General features: G+C 58.8%; 11 protein-coding genes and 1 pseudogene. 11 read left to right on the top strand and 1 reads right to left on the bottom strand.

Features of this window, described 5'->3' with window-relative positions:
- Positions 1-85: 85 nt before the first annotated feature.
- The 10 genes and pseudogenes from FFI89_RS23910 to FFI89_RS23860 all read left to right on the top strand — a co-directional run bounded on the left by FFI89_RS23910 (position 86) and on the right by FFI89_RS23860 (position 13,687).
- Positions 86-1,210, top strand: a complete 1,125-nt coding sequence (locus FFI89_RS23910; RefSeq protein WP_168213016.1) for a transglycosylase SLT domain-containing protein — start codon at positions 86-88, stop codon at positions 1,208-1,210.
- A gap of 349 nt (positions 1,211-1,559) precedes the next feature.
- Positions 1,560-2,548 (top strand): annotated as a pseudogene (locus FFI89_RS35405) (ABC transporter substrate-binding protein).
- A 196-nt stretch (positions 2,549-2,744) separates the two neighbouring features.
- Positions 2,745-3,725 (top strand): ABC transporter substrate-binding protein, encoded by a 981-nt coding sequence (locus tag FFI89_RS23895; RefSeq protein WP_138830053.1) that lies wholly within the window; start codon positions 2,745-2,747, stop codon positions 3,723-3,725.
- Between the two features lie 240 nt (positions 3,726-3,965).
- Positions 3,966-4,931 (top strand): tripartite tricarboxylate transporter substrate binding protein, encoded by a 966-nt coding sequence (locus FFI89_RS23890; protein ID WP_138830052.1) that lies wholly within the window; start codon positions 3,966-3,968, stop codon positions 4,929-4,931.
- A 277-nt stretch (positions 4,932-5,208) separates the two neighbouring features.
- Entirely contained in the window at positions 5,209-6,186 is a 978-nt protein-coding gene (locus FFI89_RS23885; protein ID WP_138830051.1) for an ABC transporter substrate-binding protein, read from the top strand.
- Positions 6,187-6,610: 424 nt separating this feature from the next.
- Positions 6,611-8,455, top strand: coding sequence for a caspase family protein (locus FFI89_RS23880; RefSeq protein WP_138830050.1), 1,845 nt, complete (start codon positions 6,611-6,613; stop codon positions 8,453-8,455).
- 218 nt (positions 8,456-8,673) lie between these two features.
- Complete coding sequence (locus FFI89_RS23875; protein ID WP_138830049.1) at positions 8,674-10,578, top strand: caspase family protein; 1,905 nt, start codon at positions 8,674-8,676, stop codon at positions 10,576-10,578.
- A 390-nt stretch (positions 10,579-10,968) separates the two neighbouring features.
- Complete coding sequence (locus FFI89_RS23870) at positions 10,969-11,376, top strand: hypothetical protein (RefSeq protein ID WP_246669238.1); 408 nt, start codon at positions 10,969-10,971, stop codon at positions 11,374-11,376.
- Between the two features lie 460 nt (positions 11,377-11,836).
- Positions 11,837-12,523 (top strand): hypothetical protein, encoded by a 687-nt coding sequence (locus tag FFI89_RS23865; RefSeq protein WP_246669237.1) that lies wholly within the window; start codon positions 11,837-11,839, stop codon positions 12,521-12,523.
- Between the two features lie 132 nt (positions 12,524-12,655).
- Positions 12,656-13,687 carry an IS110 family transposase gene (locus tag FFI89_RS23860; RefSeq protein WP_138830048.1) on the top strand — a complete coding sequence of 344 codons (1,032 nt, stop codon included), beginning with the start codon at positions 12,656-12,658 and terminating at the stop codon, positions 13,685-13,687.
- 812 nt (positions 13,688-14,499) lie between these two features.
- On the opposite strand, the gene FFI89_RS23855 is transcribed toward FFI89_RS23860, so the two are convergent.
- On the bottom strand, positions 14,500-15,564 hold the full coding sequence (locus FFI89_RS23855) for an IS110 family transposase (protein WP_138830047.1): 1,065 nt from the start codon (positions 15,562-15,564) through the stop codon (positions 14,500-14,502).
- Between the two features lie 218 nt (positions 15,565-15,782).
- On the opposite strand from FFI89_RS23855, the gene FFI89_RS23845 reads away from it, so the two are divergent.
- Positions 15,783-16,775, top strand: a complete 993-nt coding sequence (locus tag FFI89_RS23845; protein ID WP_138830045.1) for a substrate-binding domain-containing protein — start codon at positions 15,783-15,785, stop codon at positions 16,773-16,775.
- Positions 16,776-17,251 lie beyond the last annotated feature (476 nt).

Below are 17,251 nucleotides of genomic sequence, written 5' to 3'. Positions count from 1 at the left end.
ACCCATATTGATCCCAAGAATGAGGCTCTTCGCATGCTTGGCTTTTCTACACGGCTCCGGTGGAGCCTATGGAGGCGACGGCATCATGAACACGCGGCGATTTGCGATAGTGGCGGCGGCGTTGTGCGGAACGGTCGTTCTCGCAGGCTGGGTCGTCGCCCGGCTTCCTGGCTTCGCTTCGGCCAGTATCGAGAACTCCGGCGCAGTGCCAATCGAGGACCGCGCAGCCTCTCTCGCCGCCAACGCCAGGCTCGCAGATGAACCGCAGGCAATCGCAATGGCCAACGCCATTGTCGCGAACGCCGCCGTCGCTAGCGCCGAAGTGGCGACGGCCGCCGAACCCGCGGCGGGGACGGCCACAGACACGACGGCGGCCTCGGATAAGCCGGAAACGATGGTCGTGGCCGCGTTGCCCGATCCGTCGCAGACGCTGTCGGCCGATTTACCGCCTGTGCAGAAATCCGTGGACCCGGGCCACCGTGATGCCGCGCAACTGGCGCCGACAACGTGCGGTGCATCGGGCGGTGCCTCCAACTCGGGGCCGCAGGATTTCCGGTATCTCATTTGTTATGTCTGGTCCGAACTGCCGCCTGCCGAGAAGCCGGCTGCGATCGTCTTGCGTTCGTTCAAGGACATCCCGGTCGGAACGCCGGTGGAAGAGATCAAGCGCGCGTCCGACGCTTTCGGTCTGGATTTCACTTTCATGAAGGCGGTGGCCAAGGTCGAGTCCGGTTTCGACCCCAAGCAACGCACCGGGTCGTATATCGGGCTGTTCCAGCTGAGCAAATACGAGTTCGGCAAATTCGGCTCCGGAGACATTCTCAATCCCCGCGATAATGCCGTTGCGGCAGCCTACAAGATCATTACTGAAGGCATTCTGTTCGAGTGGGTGACGCACAGGAAGCCGGACTTGAACGATCTCTACCTGATCCATCAGCAGGGCTGGGAAGGCGCCGCGGAGCACCTCAGCCAACCCAATCGCATCGCCTGGAAATCGATGTGCGCCACCAGCGAAGGCAGGGAGAAGGGCGAAAAATGGTGCAGGCGCGCGATCTGGGGCAATACGCTTCCGGCCGTCAAAGAGGCGTGGAAATCGGTGGAAAAGCTGACGTCGGAGGCGTTCGTCGGAATGTGGCGAGAGCGGGTTGCTCATTTCCAATCGAAATACATGGGCACCGCGATCGCCGACGCCGAACGGGCGCACCAGTAAATTTCCGTTGAGTGGTTGGCAGGAGTTGCCGCACCCGCGGGCCGAGGGGGCCTCAACCGCCGCTGCGGCATGTGGTGCCGCTCATCGCTTAGTGGTCGCGCGGATGCACTTTACGTCGTCAAAGACGCGCTCGGATCGTTCCTGCTGCGCGCTAGCGAGGTGATCGATCAGGTGCCGATGTCTGCTTGTGGCACATAGCGTCAGTTGTTGCGTTGCAGGGCCATGTCCGGAGTTGGCGGTATACCGACCTGCCGGTCCAACGCCCAGACTTCTCACTTTGACCCAAACCAGACCAAAGGCCCGCTTGCGAAATCCCCGAGCCCGTTCAAGATCGGCTCCCTCTTGATCGATGTTGGGAGCCCTTGCGATGTTGCGGCGCAATTTAATCAAGGCCATCGGCTACACGACAGTCGCGTGGCCATTTATCGCAGCGGCGCAGTCTGCCTCCAAGGTGTGGCGGATCGGTCATATCTATCCCGGCAGGCAAGAACCGGCGGATGGCGTTTATTGGGATGGCTTCCGCGATGAGCTTAAGTTACTCGGTTACGTCGAAGGACAGAATATCGTGATCGACTATAACTATGCGAACGGACAGATCGATAAATTGCCTGCTCTCGCGAAAGAACTGGTAAGTCGCCACCCTGACGTCATCGTTGCGGTGGCCACGCCAGCGATAGCAGCAGCTCAGCGCGCGACCTCGACCATTCCAATAGTGATGTCGCCAGCGACCGATCCAATTGGATCAGGCTTCGTCAAAAGCATTGCTCATCCCGGGGAAATATCACCGGCACAGCGAATATGGTTGGCGATGCTCTTGGTAAGGCCGTCGAATTGCTTCACTCGGCCCTACCGACCGCCAAGCGCGTAGCCGTCTTGATGTCTCGCAATCCAACCCATCCGCATCAGTACGAGTTGTTCGACGGTGCCGCGAAGAAGCTTGACCTTGCGACTGTTCCGGTTGTGGCTGCGGCGCCTAGTGATCTGGAGCAAGCGTTCCAAACAATGAAACGAGAAAACTGCGACGCTCTCTTTGTTCTTGCCGACGTAACCAGACCCGAAATCGTTTCGTTGGCCGCGCAGTCTGCTATTCCAGCTATCTATCAAAGCAGTGCTTACGTAGATTTGGGTGGATTGGCCAGCTACGCCGCCGATTTGAAACCAGTGTTCCGTAGGGCAGCGCATTATATCGACAAAATCTTCAAAGGAGTTGATCCGGCTGAAATTCCAGTCGAACAGCCAGTGACGTTTGAGTTAGCCCTCAATCTAAAAACGGCCGCAGCCCTTGGGTTAACCTTCTCTGACCGTCTCATCGCGCGCGCTGATAAGGTGATCGAATAGGACCGAATAACTTCCGCTGTTGGCACAAAGCGTCAGTTTGCGCGGTGGAAGGCCATGTCCGGAGTTGGGGGTAAAGCCGACCTGCCGGTTGAACGCCCGGACTTCTCAGTTTGACCCAACTCGGACATCTGACCGCTTGGACCTGTGCCGAAAATTGCTTAGGCTCGGGTTGGCGGCATCGGGGGCGGGATTAGGAATGCGACGTCGAGACTTCATCGCGCTTACTGGTGGAGCGGCTGCGGCTTGGCCGTTGAGCGCGCTTGCCCAGACCGCGAAGGTTTATCGCGTTGGCACGCTCACTCCCGGCCCCCCGGTCTCTGCTACGGCGGATCGCGGTGCGGTTCTCTTCGACGGGCTGGCGAAGCGTGGATATTTGCTTGGACAAAACTTGATCCACGAGGCACGAGGGGCGTCGGGCAAGCTTGAGCTGGTGCCGAAGCTAATGCAGGAGCTCAAGGCGGCGAGCGTGGACGTTGTGGTCACCCTCGGCTACCCAGCCGCTGCCGCAGCAAAGGCATCGGGCGTCCCAACCGTGTTGGCGTCTGGCTCCGGCGATCCGGTCAAGACCGGACTGGTCGAAAGTCTCGCGCGGCCGGGTGGCAACGTAACCGGAATAGCCGATGACGCATCAATACTATCCACCAAGCGGCTCTCGTTGCTGGCAACCTTGTTGCCGAGGCTTCGCCGGGTAGCGATGCTTTGGAACAAGGACGATCTGGGTATGTCGATGCGTTATGAGACTTCCGCGAACGCAGCCCAGGGTGTTGGAATTACTGTGCAGCCGCTTGGCGTGCGGGAACCCGACGATTTTAATGAAGCTTTCGCGGCGATGACCCGCGATCCGCCTGACGCTATCCTGATGGTTTCGGACTCGCTGACGGTGCTCAACCGAAAGCGCGTGATTGACTATGCCGCTGAGCATCGTCTGCCTGCAATCTTTGAGGCGGACTCCATCGTTCGCGATGGTGGTTTGATGTCCTATGGAGCCGACACGCGCGAATCCTTCGACCGTGCCGCAGCGATGGTCGATCTTATCCTCAAGGGCGCGAAGCCTGCCGACCTCCCGGTTGAGCAGCCGACACGCTACCAGTTCGTCATCAATATCAAGGCCGCGAAATCGATAGGACTGGAAATTCCAGCGACGCTGACGGCGCTCGCAGACGAAGTGATTGAATAGGGTGGCGGCTGCTCTACGGTGCATGAGTCCGGAACTGTGCACTTAGCGTCAGTTATTGCGGTGCAGCGCCATGTCCGCGGTTGGGTGCAAACCAGAAGTGACCGGCATACAGCCAAAGTGACGCGATTGACCCAACTGAGACATCGATGCCCCAAACATATTCCTTTGAGCTGGACCCAACGTCTTCCAAGTGTCCAGTTTAGGCAGTTACACTGTCGCCCAACGACGTTGGGGGTGGACATGCAGCGGCGAGAATTTATTGGCCTCGTGGGAGGTGCGGCGGCGTGGCCGGTCGTGGCGCGGGCGCAGAGCTTTCCTGCTCGCCCGGTGAGAATCATCGTTCCTTTCGCGCCGGCTGGCGGAACAGACATTCTCGCTCGCCTATTGGGTCAATGGCTCTCGGAGCGCATCGGTCAACCGTTCATTATTGAGAACCGGCCTGGAGCCAACACCAATGTAGGCACCGAGGCGGTCGTAAAGGCCGATCCTGACGGGTATACGCTTCTGCTCGTAGATCCTTCTCCCGCGACCAATGTGACTTTATACGAAAATCTCAATTTTAATTTCATCCGCGACATTGCCCCGGTGACGGGCCTTATTCGTCAGCCTCTCGTGATGGTGGTAAATTCGTCATTTCCGGCCAAGACGGTCCCAGAGTTCATTGCCTTGGCCAAAGTTAATCCAGACAAGATCAATATGGCGTCTGCCGGCCTCGGAAACGTGACACAACTGGCCGGTGAATTGTTCAAGACTATGACCGGCGTCAACATGACTAACGTGCCTTATCGCGGCTCGGGCCCCGCGCTGACTGACCTGCTCGCTGGTCAGGTGCAGGTGATGTTTAGCAGCATGCCGGCATCGATCGAATACATCAAGGCCGGCAGCTTACGAGCATTGGCGGTAACGACCGCGATGCGCTCGGAAGCATTACCTGACATCCCGACCGTGAGCGAATACGTGCCGGGCTATGAGGCAAGCTCCTGGTATGGTGTTGGCGTGCCCAAGAATACACCCGTGGAAATAATCGAAAAGCTAAACAAAGAGATCAACGCCGCACTCGCCGATCCCAAGATGGTGGTACGGCTTGCTGTTATCGGCGGAGGCATAGTGTTTCAAGGCTCACCCGCTGACTACGGCAAGCTTATCTCGGACGAGACGGTGAAGTGGGCCAAGGTCATAAAGGCGGCTAACATCAAGATCGAGTAAGGCCGATCTACTGTTACGATATAGCGCGCCGTTCGCAGGTACAGTTGTTTGAACGCCTAGTCGGAGGCTAATTAAAAACTGCGATGTCTCTTCATGGCACATAGCGTCAGTTATTGCGGTGCAGCGGCATGTCCGTTGTCAGTGGTAACCCGGAAGACATGTGCTCCGGGCGAGTATTTCGCATTTTGACCCACAACGGTCATAGCCTTCGGTCGGATGCTGGATAAAACAGTCCTGTCCAGTTATATTGCGGGTCTCTGATTGCGGGACAACCAAAATGAACCGCCGCACATTTCTGGCTTCGAGTGCTGTTATCGCGTTCTCAGCGGGCTATCGCTGCGCACACGCTGCGGCCAAGGTCTTTCGCATCGGATGGCTCACCGCTCAGCGAGAACCGAGCCTTACTCCGTTTCTTGAGGCGTTTCGAGGTGGCCTTCGCGAATTTGGGTATCGTGAGAACGACAACCTTGAAATCGACTATCGCTATGGCGACGACAATCTGTTGCGCGTAGCCCCACTAGCGGCCGAATTAGCTCGCAAACCGGTTGATCTGTTGGTTGTCCAAGGCGCTGCGGTCCCCTTGGTATACGAACTGAAGCTAACCACACCCACCGTGTTCGTTTTTAGTGGGGATCCCGTCGTTGCTGGCTTCGCCGACAGCCTTGCGCATCCCCGTGACAACATGACGGGTCTAACGTTTATGGCGGCTGAACTGAATGCCAAACGGTTGGAAATATTGCGGGATACTATTCCAGGTTTGCAGCGCGTTGCCATCATCGCCAACCCCGAACACCCCGGTTCGCAGATCGAGCGGACCTACTCAGAGGAGACAGCCCGGAAACTTGGCCTGACAACGGAATTTTTTGGAACCGCGACCGAGGGACAACTAGCCTCCGCATTCGCCGCCATGGACCCGAACCCTCCGCAAGCGATTTCGCTTTTTGCCGACGGTTTTGCCATTCAGTATCGGCAGCGGATCATTGACTACGGAATGAAACATCGTGCCCCAGTAATTTCCGGTTGGCCGGTATTCGCAAGAAGTGGCGCCATCTGTAGTTATGGACCTAAGCTCTCCGAGTCGTATCGTCGTTTGGCTTACTATGTAGATCGCGTGCTCAAAGGGACTCCGGTATCGGAATTGCCGATTGAACGGCCAACAAAATTCGAGACTGTAGTAAATCTGAAGACCGCCAAGGTCCTTGGTTTGACCATGCCCGATTCAATTATCGCATCCGCCGACGAGTTGATTGAATGACCGGTTCTGGCAGATTTTGTTGCAAAAGTCGAAAATCGAATGACCGCAAAAATCTCGCAAGAGCTGATCTTTGGACTTCTCTGCTGCTGCGTCGCGTTTCAACGCCACTGCTGAGTCCCTCCCGTCGCCGCGCTTAAAACGCATCAGCGGCTCTAGGAATTTTCGTTCAGCACCCCAAAACGACTTTTGCAACAATATCGGCACGAAACTGCCATTCCGAGATGTCCGCTATCCGGTCGCTATCGGGGGTAGACCGGACATGAGCCGAAGAGTCCGATATGGCAGCGATTGGACCCTGAGCGGAAGTCACGTCTGAAACTGTGGCTCTGAGGATCATCTGTGAGTAACGTCACAGACGTGTGTACGCGCTATTGCGATCAATGGGTTGAATGATAGGGTCGGCCAATTGCCGATTGGAATTTTGATGCGCGCCATCGCGGCCGTTGTCTTTGCGATCTGGTCGACTTGGCTTTTCACTGAGCCTGCGTTTGCCGAGAAGCGCGTTGCGCTGGTGATCGGCAATTCTGCCTATCGGAACGTGGCCAAGCTTAGTAATCCCGCGAACGATGCAGCTGCGGTTGCCACGATGTTCAAGTCGGCAGGCTTCGACACGGTCGAGTCCAAGCTCAACCTAACCGTGGGCGAATTACGCAAGGCACTGCGCGACTTCGGCAACAGAAGCCGGGACGCGGATGTCGCCGTTGTCTACTACGCCGGGCACGGCATCGAGCTTGATGGCACGAATTATCTCATTCCGGTCGATGCCACGCTCGAGACGGATACAGACGTCCTGGACGAGACGCTGCCGTTGGACCGCGTTCTGGTAGCGATTGAACCGGCCAAGCAATTGCGGCTTGTTATCCTCGATGCTTGCCGGGACAACCCGTTCGCTAAAAACATGAAGCGAACGATTGCGTCGCGCGCGATTGGACGCGGTCTCGCCAAGGTTGAGCCTTCCAGCCCCAACACGATGATTGCGTTTGCCGCGAAGGCGGGTTCGACGGCGTCGGATGGCGACAGCAAGAACAGTCCTTTCGCTACGGCGCTGGTTAATCACCTTGCCAAGCCCGGTCTTGATCTTCGCAAGGCCTTTGGCTTTGTTCGCGACGACGTATTGAAGGCGACGAACAATGCACAGGAGCCTTTCGTTTATGGGTCGTTAGGAGGTGATGACGTAACGCTCGTGCCCGCCGCGCCGGTGCCCGCAGCAGCCGCACCGACCGATAACGATGCCACGATGCAGCGGAATTACGAATTCGCGCTTCAAGTCGGCACGAAGCCGGTTTGGGACGCCTTCATTGAAAAATATCCGTCTGGCTTTTTCACCGCCCTTGCCAAAGCCCATCGAGACAAGCTGTCAGCTGAAGCGGTTCGGATTGAGGCCACTAACAACGCAAGGGCAGCGCAGGAAGAACAGACCCGCCTAGCCATTGAGGGTGCCAAGGCTGCCGAACAGACGAAGGCCGCCGAACAGGCGAGAGCGACCGAAGAGGCCCGTGTCGCAGCAGAGTTGGCCAAGCAAGCCCAGGAGGCGAAGGTCGCAGAAGCCGAACGATTAAAGGCTGCAGCGTTAGCCAAGGCCGCAGAGAATGAAGCGGAGCGCATCAGGGCTGCCGAAGAAAAAAAGGCTGCAGCAGAAACCAAGGATGCGGCTGAAGAGAGAGCCAAGGAAGAGAAGTTGGCCGCTCTAGCACCATCGGCCGAAAAGCCGGACCATGCACCAGCTGCGGATCTACCTCGCTCGCTGCAATCGGAGTTGAAGCGCGTCGGATGCAACGCCGGGCCGGTTGACGGGAACTGGAACACGGCGGCGCAACACGCCCTCGAGCTATTCAACAAGCATGCGGGCATGAAACTCGACGTGAAGACGGCCAATGCGGACGCGCTGGATGCAGTAAGAGGCAAGTCGGTGCGCGTTTGTCCCTTGATCTGCGAGACCGGCTACCGGTCCGGCGGCGACAAGTGCGTGAAGATCACTTGTCGCTCCGGTTACGAGTTGAACGACGACGGGACCTGCGACAAGATCGTGGTCAGGAAACCCGTGGCTAAGCAGGACACGCCGACGGCTCAGCCAGAGCGTTCTCAGCAGGGCAAAACCCGCGAAGAGCTGATCAAACAATTTAACAATTCGCCGACCTGCTCGAATTATCGAGCTTCTTGCGATAGGAGCATAGCCAACAGCCACTGCGCCAAGACGTACGCCGAATGCATGCGCACTGGGCGATGGAGCAGCCAATACAGTAACTTTGAGGGTCTTGCCAAGCGGTAGACAAAGTCGACCACCGGCATTGGACATCGGGCTTGGCCCAAACCCGACTTGGGCAGGGAACGCCGGGTGAAGTCGGCTTGTGACCCCCGAGCGGACGTCGCATCTGAAACTGGCGGCTCTGAGGACCATCTGTGAGCAACGTCACAGACGCGTGTTCGCGCTATTGCGATCAATGGGTTGAGTGATAGGGTCGGTTCACTGCCGATTTGGAATTTCTGATGCGAGCCATCGCGGCCATTGTTTTAGCGGTCTGGTCGACTTGGCTTTTCAGTCAGCCAGCCTTCGCCGAGAAGCGCGTGGCGTTGGTCATTGGCAACTCTGCCTACAAGAACGTCGCCCGCCTGAAAAACCCCGCAAACGATGCCGCAGCGGTCGTCGCGATGTTCAAGAAGGCCGGGTTTGACAGTGTGGATTTACGACTGGATGTGAGCGCCACCGATATGCGTCGCGCCTTGCGCGAGTTCGGCAACAAGACACGTGATGCTGACGTCGCGGTCATCTACTACGCCGGACATGGCATCGAACTGGATGGCACCAACTATCTCATTCCAGTCGATGCCCAACTCGAAACGGACACCGACGTTCTTGACGAGACGTTTGCGTTGGACCGTGTGCTGGTGGCTGCGGAACCAGCCAAGCAACTCCGACTCGTCATTCTTGACGCCTGCCGTGATAACCCGTTCGCCAAAACCATGAAGCGAACCGTTGGGTCGCGGGCCATCGGGCGCGGGCTTGCCAAGGTCGAACCGTCGAGTCCAAACACGATGATTGCGTTTGCTGCGAAGGCGGGTTCGACGGCGTCGGATGGTGACAGCAAGAATAGTCCTTTCGCCACGGCGCTGGTGAATCACCTTGCCAAGCCGGGCCTTGATCTTCGCAAGGCGTTTGGCTTCGTGCGCGACGATGTTTTGAAAGCGACTAACAACACGCAAGAGCCGTTTGTCTACGGCTCACTGGGCGGCGACGATGTAACGCTTGTTCCGGCTGTGTCGGCACCCGCTGTCGCCGCGCCGGTCGAGCAAGATGCCACGATGCGACGAGATTATGAGTTCGCTCTACAAATAGGTTCCAAGCCTGTTTGGGACGCCTTCATCGAGAAATATCCGTCTGGTTTCTTTACCGCGCTTGCCAAAGCGCACCGCGACAAGCTCGCGGCAGAAGCCGCCCGAATAGAAGCTACAAACAAAGCTAAGGCCGCGCAGGAAGAACAGACCCGTCTTGCTATTGAGGGTGCCAAGGCCGCGGAGCAGGCCAAGGCCGCCGAGCAGGCGAGAGCAACCGAAAAGGCCCGTGTCGCAGCCGAGCTTGCCAAAAGGGCCGAGGAAGCGAAGGTTGCCCAGGCCGAGCTTGCCAAGACAGCAGCAATCGCGAAAGCTGCCGAAGACGCCGGGGCAGGAGCGCAAGCACGTGCCACAGCCGAGCTTGTCAAGAAGGCCGAGGAGGCAAAGATAGCGGAAGCCGAGCGCGCGAAGACCGCCGCTGTGGCGAGAAGAGCGGAAACCACGGTGGACACCGACGCGAATGCCAAGGATGCCAAGGCGGTCGGCCCTGTTGCCGCTTTACAACCGGCGGACCAAACGCCCGCCGCTGTGACAAAACCCAACCAGCCTCCGCTGTCTGACATTCCACGTCTGCTGCAAACTGAGCTTCGCCGTGTCGGCTGCAATACCGGCTCCGTTGACGGCAACTGGAACGCAGCAGCGCAAAAGTCGCTCGACCTGTTCAACAAAAATGCGGGCATGAAGCTAGACGTGAAGGTCGCCAGCGCCGACGCGCTTGATGCCGTCAAGAGTAGACCCGCGCGCATCTGTCCGCTGATCTGTGAGACCGGCTATCGCGCCGACAGTGATCGCTGCGTCAAGATCACCTGCCGCGCAGGGTTTGATGTCGGTGACGACAACACCTGCGAGAAGATTGAGGTGAAGAAGGCGACGGCAAAGCGCGACGAGCCGAAGCGCGAACGGCCAGAACGCGCAAAGACGGAGGCTGCACCGGCAAAGCCGCAGGCATCGGGACAGATTGTTTGCGGAACGGGCGGCTGCCGTCCGGTTAAAAAAGGGTGCAGACTTGACGTTGCCAACACTTGGCGGGGAACGAGTACACCGCAGGAAGTGTGCAACTGAGGAGCCAGCCTGTGAATATGTCGCCTGTTGGCAGTGCGCCCCAAAGGCGCGGATCACTAGCGGAGGAAGATTCCACCCAGAGAGTTGTCGATTGATCTGGTAGCTGACGAGCGGTTCGGCCGAGTAACTGGCAGGGCTGGAGCCGTGACAAAGGCCGCTTTAGCGGTTGAGCAATTCGGCGGGCCGTAATGTGAGTGAAGCCTGAGCAGGCCTCGAAAGTGACAATGCGGATTGGGTGTCGTTCCAATGGTTGCAGGCTCGACATGCGAGGGCGAAAGCCCATTGAGAACATTGACATGTATATTCATTGCTGCAGCAGGATTATTTATGTGCGGACCCAGGGCCATATCCACGTTGAAAGTCCTTTGCGCCGGACTATTGGCAGCATTCATGTTGACGGCACAGCCGCCTGACGCCAGAGCAGGCGTGGTGCTGATCACACCGGAAGAGGCCCAGCTTCCCACGCCAAAGGACGTCTTTGCGGCCCGCGGGGTTACACGCGGACCACGCATCGATCTTTCCGACTCGGATAACGGCGAGTTGCGTTCGCCGCTTCGTCTGCAGCTTAAATTCCGGGGTTTTGGCGGCGCCAAAATTGATTTGGACTCGCTTCGCGTGACCTACCTGAAGCAGCCAAACATCGACTTGACTTTAAGAGTGAGGCCTTACGCTCAGTCAACCGGCATCGAAATTCCGGACGCGGAAGCCCCGCCGGGCGAACATCTTGTCCGCGTGGAAATCCACGATTCGGAGGGACGGCGCACCGTGACTACGTTTTTGCTCATCGTCGCACCCTAAGATTTTGTTTTGACGCGTTTTCGTCACGCGAACCGGTGTCCACTTCGCTCGAAAACGCCATAGATAGATAGATAGATAGATAGATAGATAGATAGATAGATAGATAGATAGATAGATAGATAGATAGAAAGTCAGGCATGCCGGAAATATGCTTCTTCTGCAAAACGGAAAAGGACGAGTGCGCGCTCGTCTGTCCGGCATGCGGTCGCGATACGGCCGTTCCTTCGGCGCTGGCCGCCGAACATCAGGCACTATCGCAGAAAAGAGACCGCTTGCGTGCGGAGCTCGTCGAGGCAAAGGCACGGCTCAAGTCTCATCGGCAGCCGACGAACGCCTGAAAGTTGCGCCCGGCTTTTGCGACCTCTTACTGACTGGCTGCCCGATGGAATGCCCTTTCTGCGCCGAGACGATCAAGGACGAAGCTCTCGTTTGCAGACATTGCGGCCGGGATCTCCGCGTCGTGCGGCCGATCGCGATCGAAACTCAGCAACTCGTGACGGAGCTTGATCAACTCCAGCTTGAGCTGGACCGGATAAATACGCAGCTCGCATTTTTCGACCGCCCGGTCCGCTTCGTTCTGCGGCACGCTGCGCTTTATATCCTGATCCCGTTCCTGCTGTTGCTTGCCGCGCACTTCGTCGTCACGGTCCTGCTGGACATTTCAGCGGTCTACCTGCGTGTTGCTTCGGTACTCATCCCGATTCCGTTCGGGATGATGCTCTACGGTGTCAACAAGATCGGACTTAGGGGGGCGGTCGCTTTGGGAATCGCGACCGCATTCATCAGCGTGACCGGCATGCTCGCCGTTGTCGGATATATCGACAAGGTACCGATCCTACCCGACACGGCCCGCGAATGGCGCGAGGCGATCGAATATGCGCTCAGCATCGTGCTGGCGTACGTGACAGGAAATCTGCTGGCGACGCTCATTCTGCGTTTACTGCCGACTACGATGACAGCCTCGGGCCGCCCGAGCGCCACGGCGGTTCGGCTGGCGCGGATGTTGGGCCAGCATGGGCCGGATGTCATGCGCCGGCGCGCGCGGCGAATACAGGAACTCATGAAAACGATCGGTCCGCTCGCGGGACTCGTGGCAACGGCCGGAGGGTCGATTTATACGGGACTGAAAGGGGTGCTGGGACACTGAAGGAACTTTGAAACGTTTGGTTTGCGCAGCGGGCCACTTCCGCTATTGATGCTGTGGACGGCTCCTCCACCGGCACGAGAGTGCCATGGATGTGGGGGCTGTTAAGGCTCCCACGATTCAGAGGAGCGAGCCATGCAGACGGTTACGACAATCGGTTTCGACATCGCCAAGTCGGTTTTCCAAGTCCACGGAGTTGACGCTGGTGGCCAGGTGGTCATCCGCCGCCAGTTGAAGTGTCGCCACGTACTAGCGTTCTTTGAGAAGCTGCCACCATGCCTGGTTGGCATCGAGGCCTGCGCCTCGTCTCACCATTGGTCGCGCGAACTGCAGGCACTGGGCCATACCGTGCGATTGATGCCGCCGGCTTACGTCAAGCCCTACGTCAAACGGCAGAAGAACGACATGGCTGACGCAGAAGCGATTTGCGAGGCGGTCAGCAGAGCCAACATGCGGTTCGTGCCAACAAAGACACCTGAGCAGCAGAGCTGCCTGATGCTTCACCGCACCCGTCATCTGTTCATCCGGCAGCAAACCGCAGTGATTAATTCGATCCGGGCGCATCTCGCCGAGTTCGGCATTGTCGCCCCGGTCGGGCGGAAAGGGGTTACGGAACTGCTGCAGATTGTTGCCGACCCGAGCGACCAGCGGGTGTCTGAGGTTGCCCGTGCGTGCCTTGCCGCACTCGGTACTCAACTGCTCAGTCTCAAGAAGCAGATCTTGGAGTTCGATCGGATGATCATGGCCTGGCACCGGTCTAACCAAACAAGCAAGCGCCTTCATTACATTCCCGGGGTCGGGTCGATGCTGGCGACCGCCTTGGTCGCGGGTGTTGCTGACCCCAGGACCTTCCGATCAGGACGTAACTTCTCGGCCTGGATTGGGCTCGTTCCCAAACAGCACTCAAGTGGGGGTAAGGAGCGGCTCGGCAGCATCACTAAACAGGGGGACCGTTATCTGCGCGGCCTGTTCGTGGCCGGAGCACTTGCCGTCATCCGCTATGCCAAGATCCACGGCACCGGGCATCGGCCCTGGCTCACGGCCTTGTTAGGTCGGCGCCCGACCAAGGTTGCCGCCATTGCGCTTGCCAACAAGATTGCGCGGATGGCCTGGGCTATGATGGCCAAGGGCGAGCGTTACAAACAACCCGCGGCACTTGCCCGGTAAACGAGATCGCGCCGGGCAACCGGCGCGATGTGAAGGTTGGGAGGGCGAACAGCACGTAATGCAGAGCCGGTCGATCCGGCGATCAGGACAACCCACTTGTGCCACCGCATCGTCGAATGCGTGTTGCGTGCTTTTGACCGGGACCTGATCCGCGGAGGGCATTATGGCCAGCGGTCATGTGAACCGCACCTAAAGGCCGAACACATGGCAGCACCGACCAAGCCTGCGACGTGAAGATTCTCCTTGTCAACCCGGAGCCGTCCACACATGGCACATAGCGTCAGTTATTGCGGTGCAGCGGCATGTCCGTTGTAAGTGGTAACCCGGAAGACATGTGCTCCGGGCGAGTATTTCGCATTTTGACCCAAATGTATGGTCCGGCCGCGCGTTGCAAGAAGATTTGGTCGAGCTGGCGATGAGCGGTCTTGCATCAATGTATCCGGCCTCTGATCGGAGCGTGTGGTGCTCCGGGCCATCATGGATATCAGCGCGCGTACGTTCTCGTTAGCGGACAGGCCTCGATCGGGCCATTCGGGTCACCAGTGTTCGCACGCGCTCGGAAGACCGAACCTCCATCTCGTCTCATCCTCTCGCAGACCTCGGCTGGAAGCTGTTGATAGGTTACGTCATCGCTTGCTCCTCAAATTGCTGAGTTCCTTTGTTCGAGCCAGGGGCCGTTCCTTCGTCCCGACCTTGCAGAACGTCGATCGCGTCGCGCGCAGGGGCGGTCAAGGCCGGCCGTCGCGCCTGACTTGCGGCGGGCTCTGGCGTCGCCAGGCTGCGCCTTGACCGAGCCGAGCACGGCGCGAGGATCAGGCGGGTCGGACGCTTGTCTCGTCGGTCCTCGTCAGCTCGAAGGCGCGTCCCTTAGCCAGCACCGCCCAGGCGATGCGGGCAAGCTTGTTGGCGAGCGCGATCGCGAGCACGTTGTGGTGCAACCGCCTCTTGGCGGCTTCGATCCAGGATTTGAGCCCGTAACGTTCCCAGTTCTTGATCCTGACCAGCACAACCCATGCCGCCTGCACAAACAGAACGCGGAGGTAGCGATTGCCGCGTCTGGAGATTTTGCCGAGGATCGTGCGGTCTCCGGTCGAGATCTGCTTGGGCACCAGTCCGAGCCAGGCGCCGAAGTCGCGGCCTTTGGAGAATACATCTCCAGTGCCGATCGCAGCCACCATGGCGCTGGAGATGATCGGCCCGATGCCGGGCACCGTCATCAGGCGCGAACATGCCTGATCTTGACGGGCCAGGGCTTCGATCTCGCCGGATAGGCCATCGATACGCTGATCCAACCGGCGCCAGTCGCCTGCCAACTCCTCGATGACACGCAACATGCGTGGTGACAGGGCATCGGTGCGCGTCGCAAGGATGGTGGGCAGTTCCGTGCGCAGGAAGCCGATACCCTGGCGCACGGCGATTCCGCGTTCCAGCATGAAGGCGCGAATCTGGTTGATGATGCCGATGCGTTGTGACACCAGCCGTTCGCGCACCCGATGCAGCGCCTGCAGATCGAGTTGCTCCGCGGTCTTGGTCGCCACGAACTTCATCGTCGGGCGCTGCACGGCTTCGGCAATCGCTTCGGCATCGTTGAAGTCGTTCTTCTGTCCCTTGCTATAGGGACGAACATATTTGGCCGGCATCAACCTGGTATCGTGACCAAGCGATGCGAGTTTGCGGCTCAGGTGATGTGCGCCGACGCAGGCTTCCATGCCGATCAGGCAGGGCGGTATATTGGCGAGCCGCGCTTCCACTTGGCCACGCGACCACTTTTGCCGCAGCACGATGGCGCCGCGCGCGTCGTGGCCCACGACGTGGAACGAGTTCTTGCCAATATCGATGCCGATCACGGCGAGTGCGGTATTGGGTGTCTCAGACATGGCGTGCTCCTTGTCTGTGGCGCCCCTTGCCAACTTCGCTTGCTGGCGGGGCAGGAGCACGGCCGGACCATCCCATTAGGAGACCTAAACCCGCCCGGGGAAACGGCTGAAATTCCGCACTGCAGCAGGCTGCTGTCACATCGTCGATCTGCTATTCTCCTAGCCGAGCACCGGAGGCAAGTGCTTCGCGTACTCCCGGTGAGCCCAAAGGTGATGAAATGTCGCGACTGCTGTTCGCCCTTTCAATTGTGTTGACGACTTCGCTCGCCGCACAGTTCGCATGCGCGCAAGCGACACCGGCGGATCGCCTCAAGGCCGTTGAGGCGATTTACCCGCCGTGGCAGCGGGGGGACAGCAGCGACGTGAGCGACCGCGGGCTTGAGTTCACGGTAGCTCCGGCCGATGTGCTCGCCGACTTTCACGGCAATCTCGATAACCCGCAACTCGTGCTGTTCGCGTCAGGCAATTATTTCTTTGCCCTGGGGCTGATGGTGAAGGCCTTCGGCGATGCCTACCCGCAATATCGCGGCCATGTCTTCTACGAGACGTTGCCGCCGGGCCTGCTGCTCAAACAGATGGCGGCCGGCGGCACGGTGACCTCGGGCAACATGACGTGGACGGTGAAACCAGACGTTTATATGGCTGAACTTGCTGCCAGCAACGAGCTCTTGCAAAGCGGCCGACTGGTTGCGCCGGTCGTCACCTTCGCAACCAATGACTTGACGATCATGGTGCCCACCGGCAATCCGGCGCGGATCGGCAAGTTGGCAGATCTCGGCCAACCCGGATTGGCGCTTGCCATGCCGAATCCGGAATTTGAAGGAGTTGCGCGGCAGATAAGAGCGTCTTTGGTGAAGGCCGGCGGTGAGGCGCTCGCCGAGGTGGTCTACGGCAAGAAGGTGAGAGATGGCGAAGCGGTGTTGACCCGTATCCACCATCGCCAGACGCCTTTGTTTCTGATGCAACACCTGGTCGAGGCCGGAGTGACCTGGAAATCGGAGGCGATCTTCCAGGAAGAGATCGGCAATCCAATCGGTCACGTCGATATCCCACCCGAGCAGAACGTGATCGCCCACTACAGTGCCGCGATGGTGCCCGACGCGCCTCATCCCGAGGCTGCGCGGGCGTGGTTTGCATTCGTCACCTCAGACGACGCATTCAAAATTCTCGATCACTACGGATTCAAGCGCTTCGTGGCACCGCCGCAATAGATTGACGAGCAACGGCCAGCCGTCGTTTCACAGTACCAGGTGCGATACGTTCTTGGCGACCGTATAGGGGGCGCCCTCGCCGACGAGGTGATTAAGTAGCCGGTGCCGCATTGCGGTAATGACCGGTTATGGCACAAAGCGTCAGTTTGCGCGGTGCAAAGCCATGTCCGGAGTTGGGGGCAAAGCCGACTTGCCGATTGAACGCCCGGACTTCTCACCTTGACCCGTTTCAGACCTCCGGCGATGTCTGCTTTTGCACCGGTTTTCAGGCCAAAGCGACCATGATCATCCATGAGTGCACGGGTCGGGCCAATCAGCAGCGCGGACGGTTTCAGTCGCCCAAGGTCTCTGGCTTAATTGGCGAATATTCCCGTTTTCGGGAGACCGCGGCTGGAGACCTGGTTCGATCGCGATTGCCGCAGAAGGCGGGCAGTCAGTGCGTGACCGGATTTGACCCCGTGTCTGTCGGCTGGCCG

Source organism: Bradyrhizobium sp. KBS0727 (assembly GCF_005937885.2).
Classification (GTDB): Bacteria; Pseudomonadota; Alphaproteobacteria; order Rhizobiales; family Xanthobacteraceae; genus Bradyrhizobium.
The sequence above is the reverse complement of the archived record's forward strand: the minus strand, read 5'-3'. Positions and strand labels throughout refer to the sequence as shown.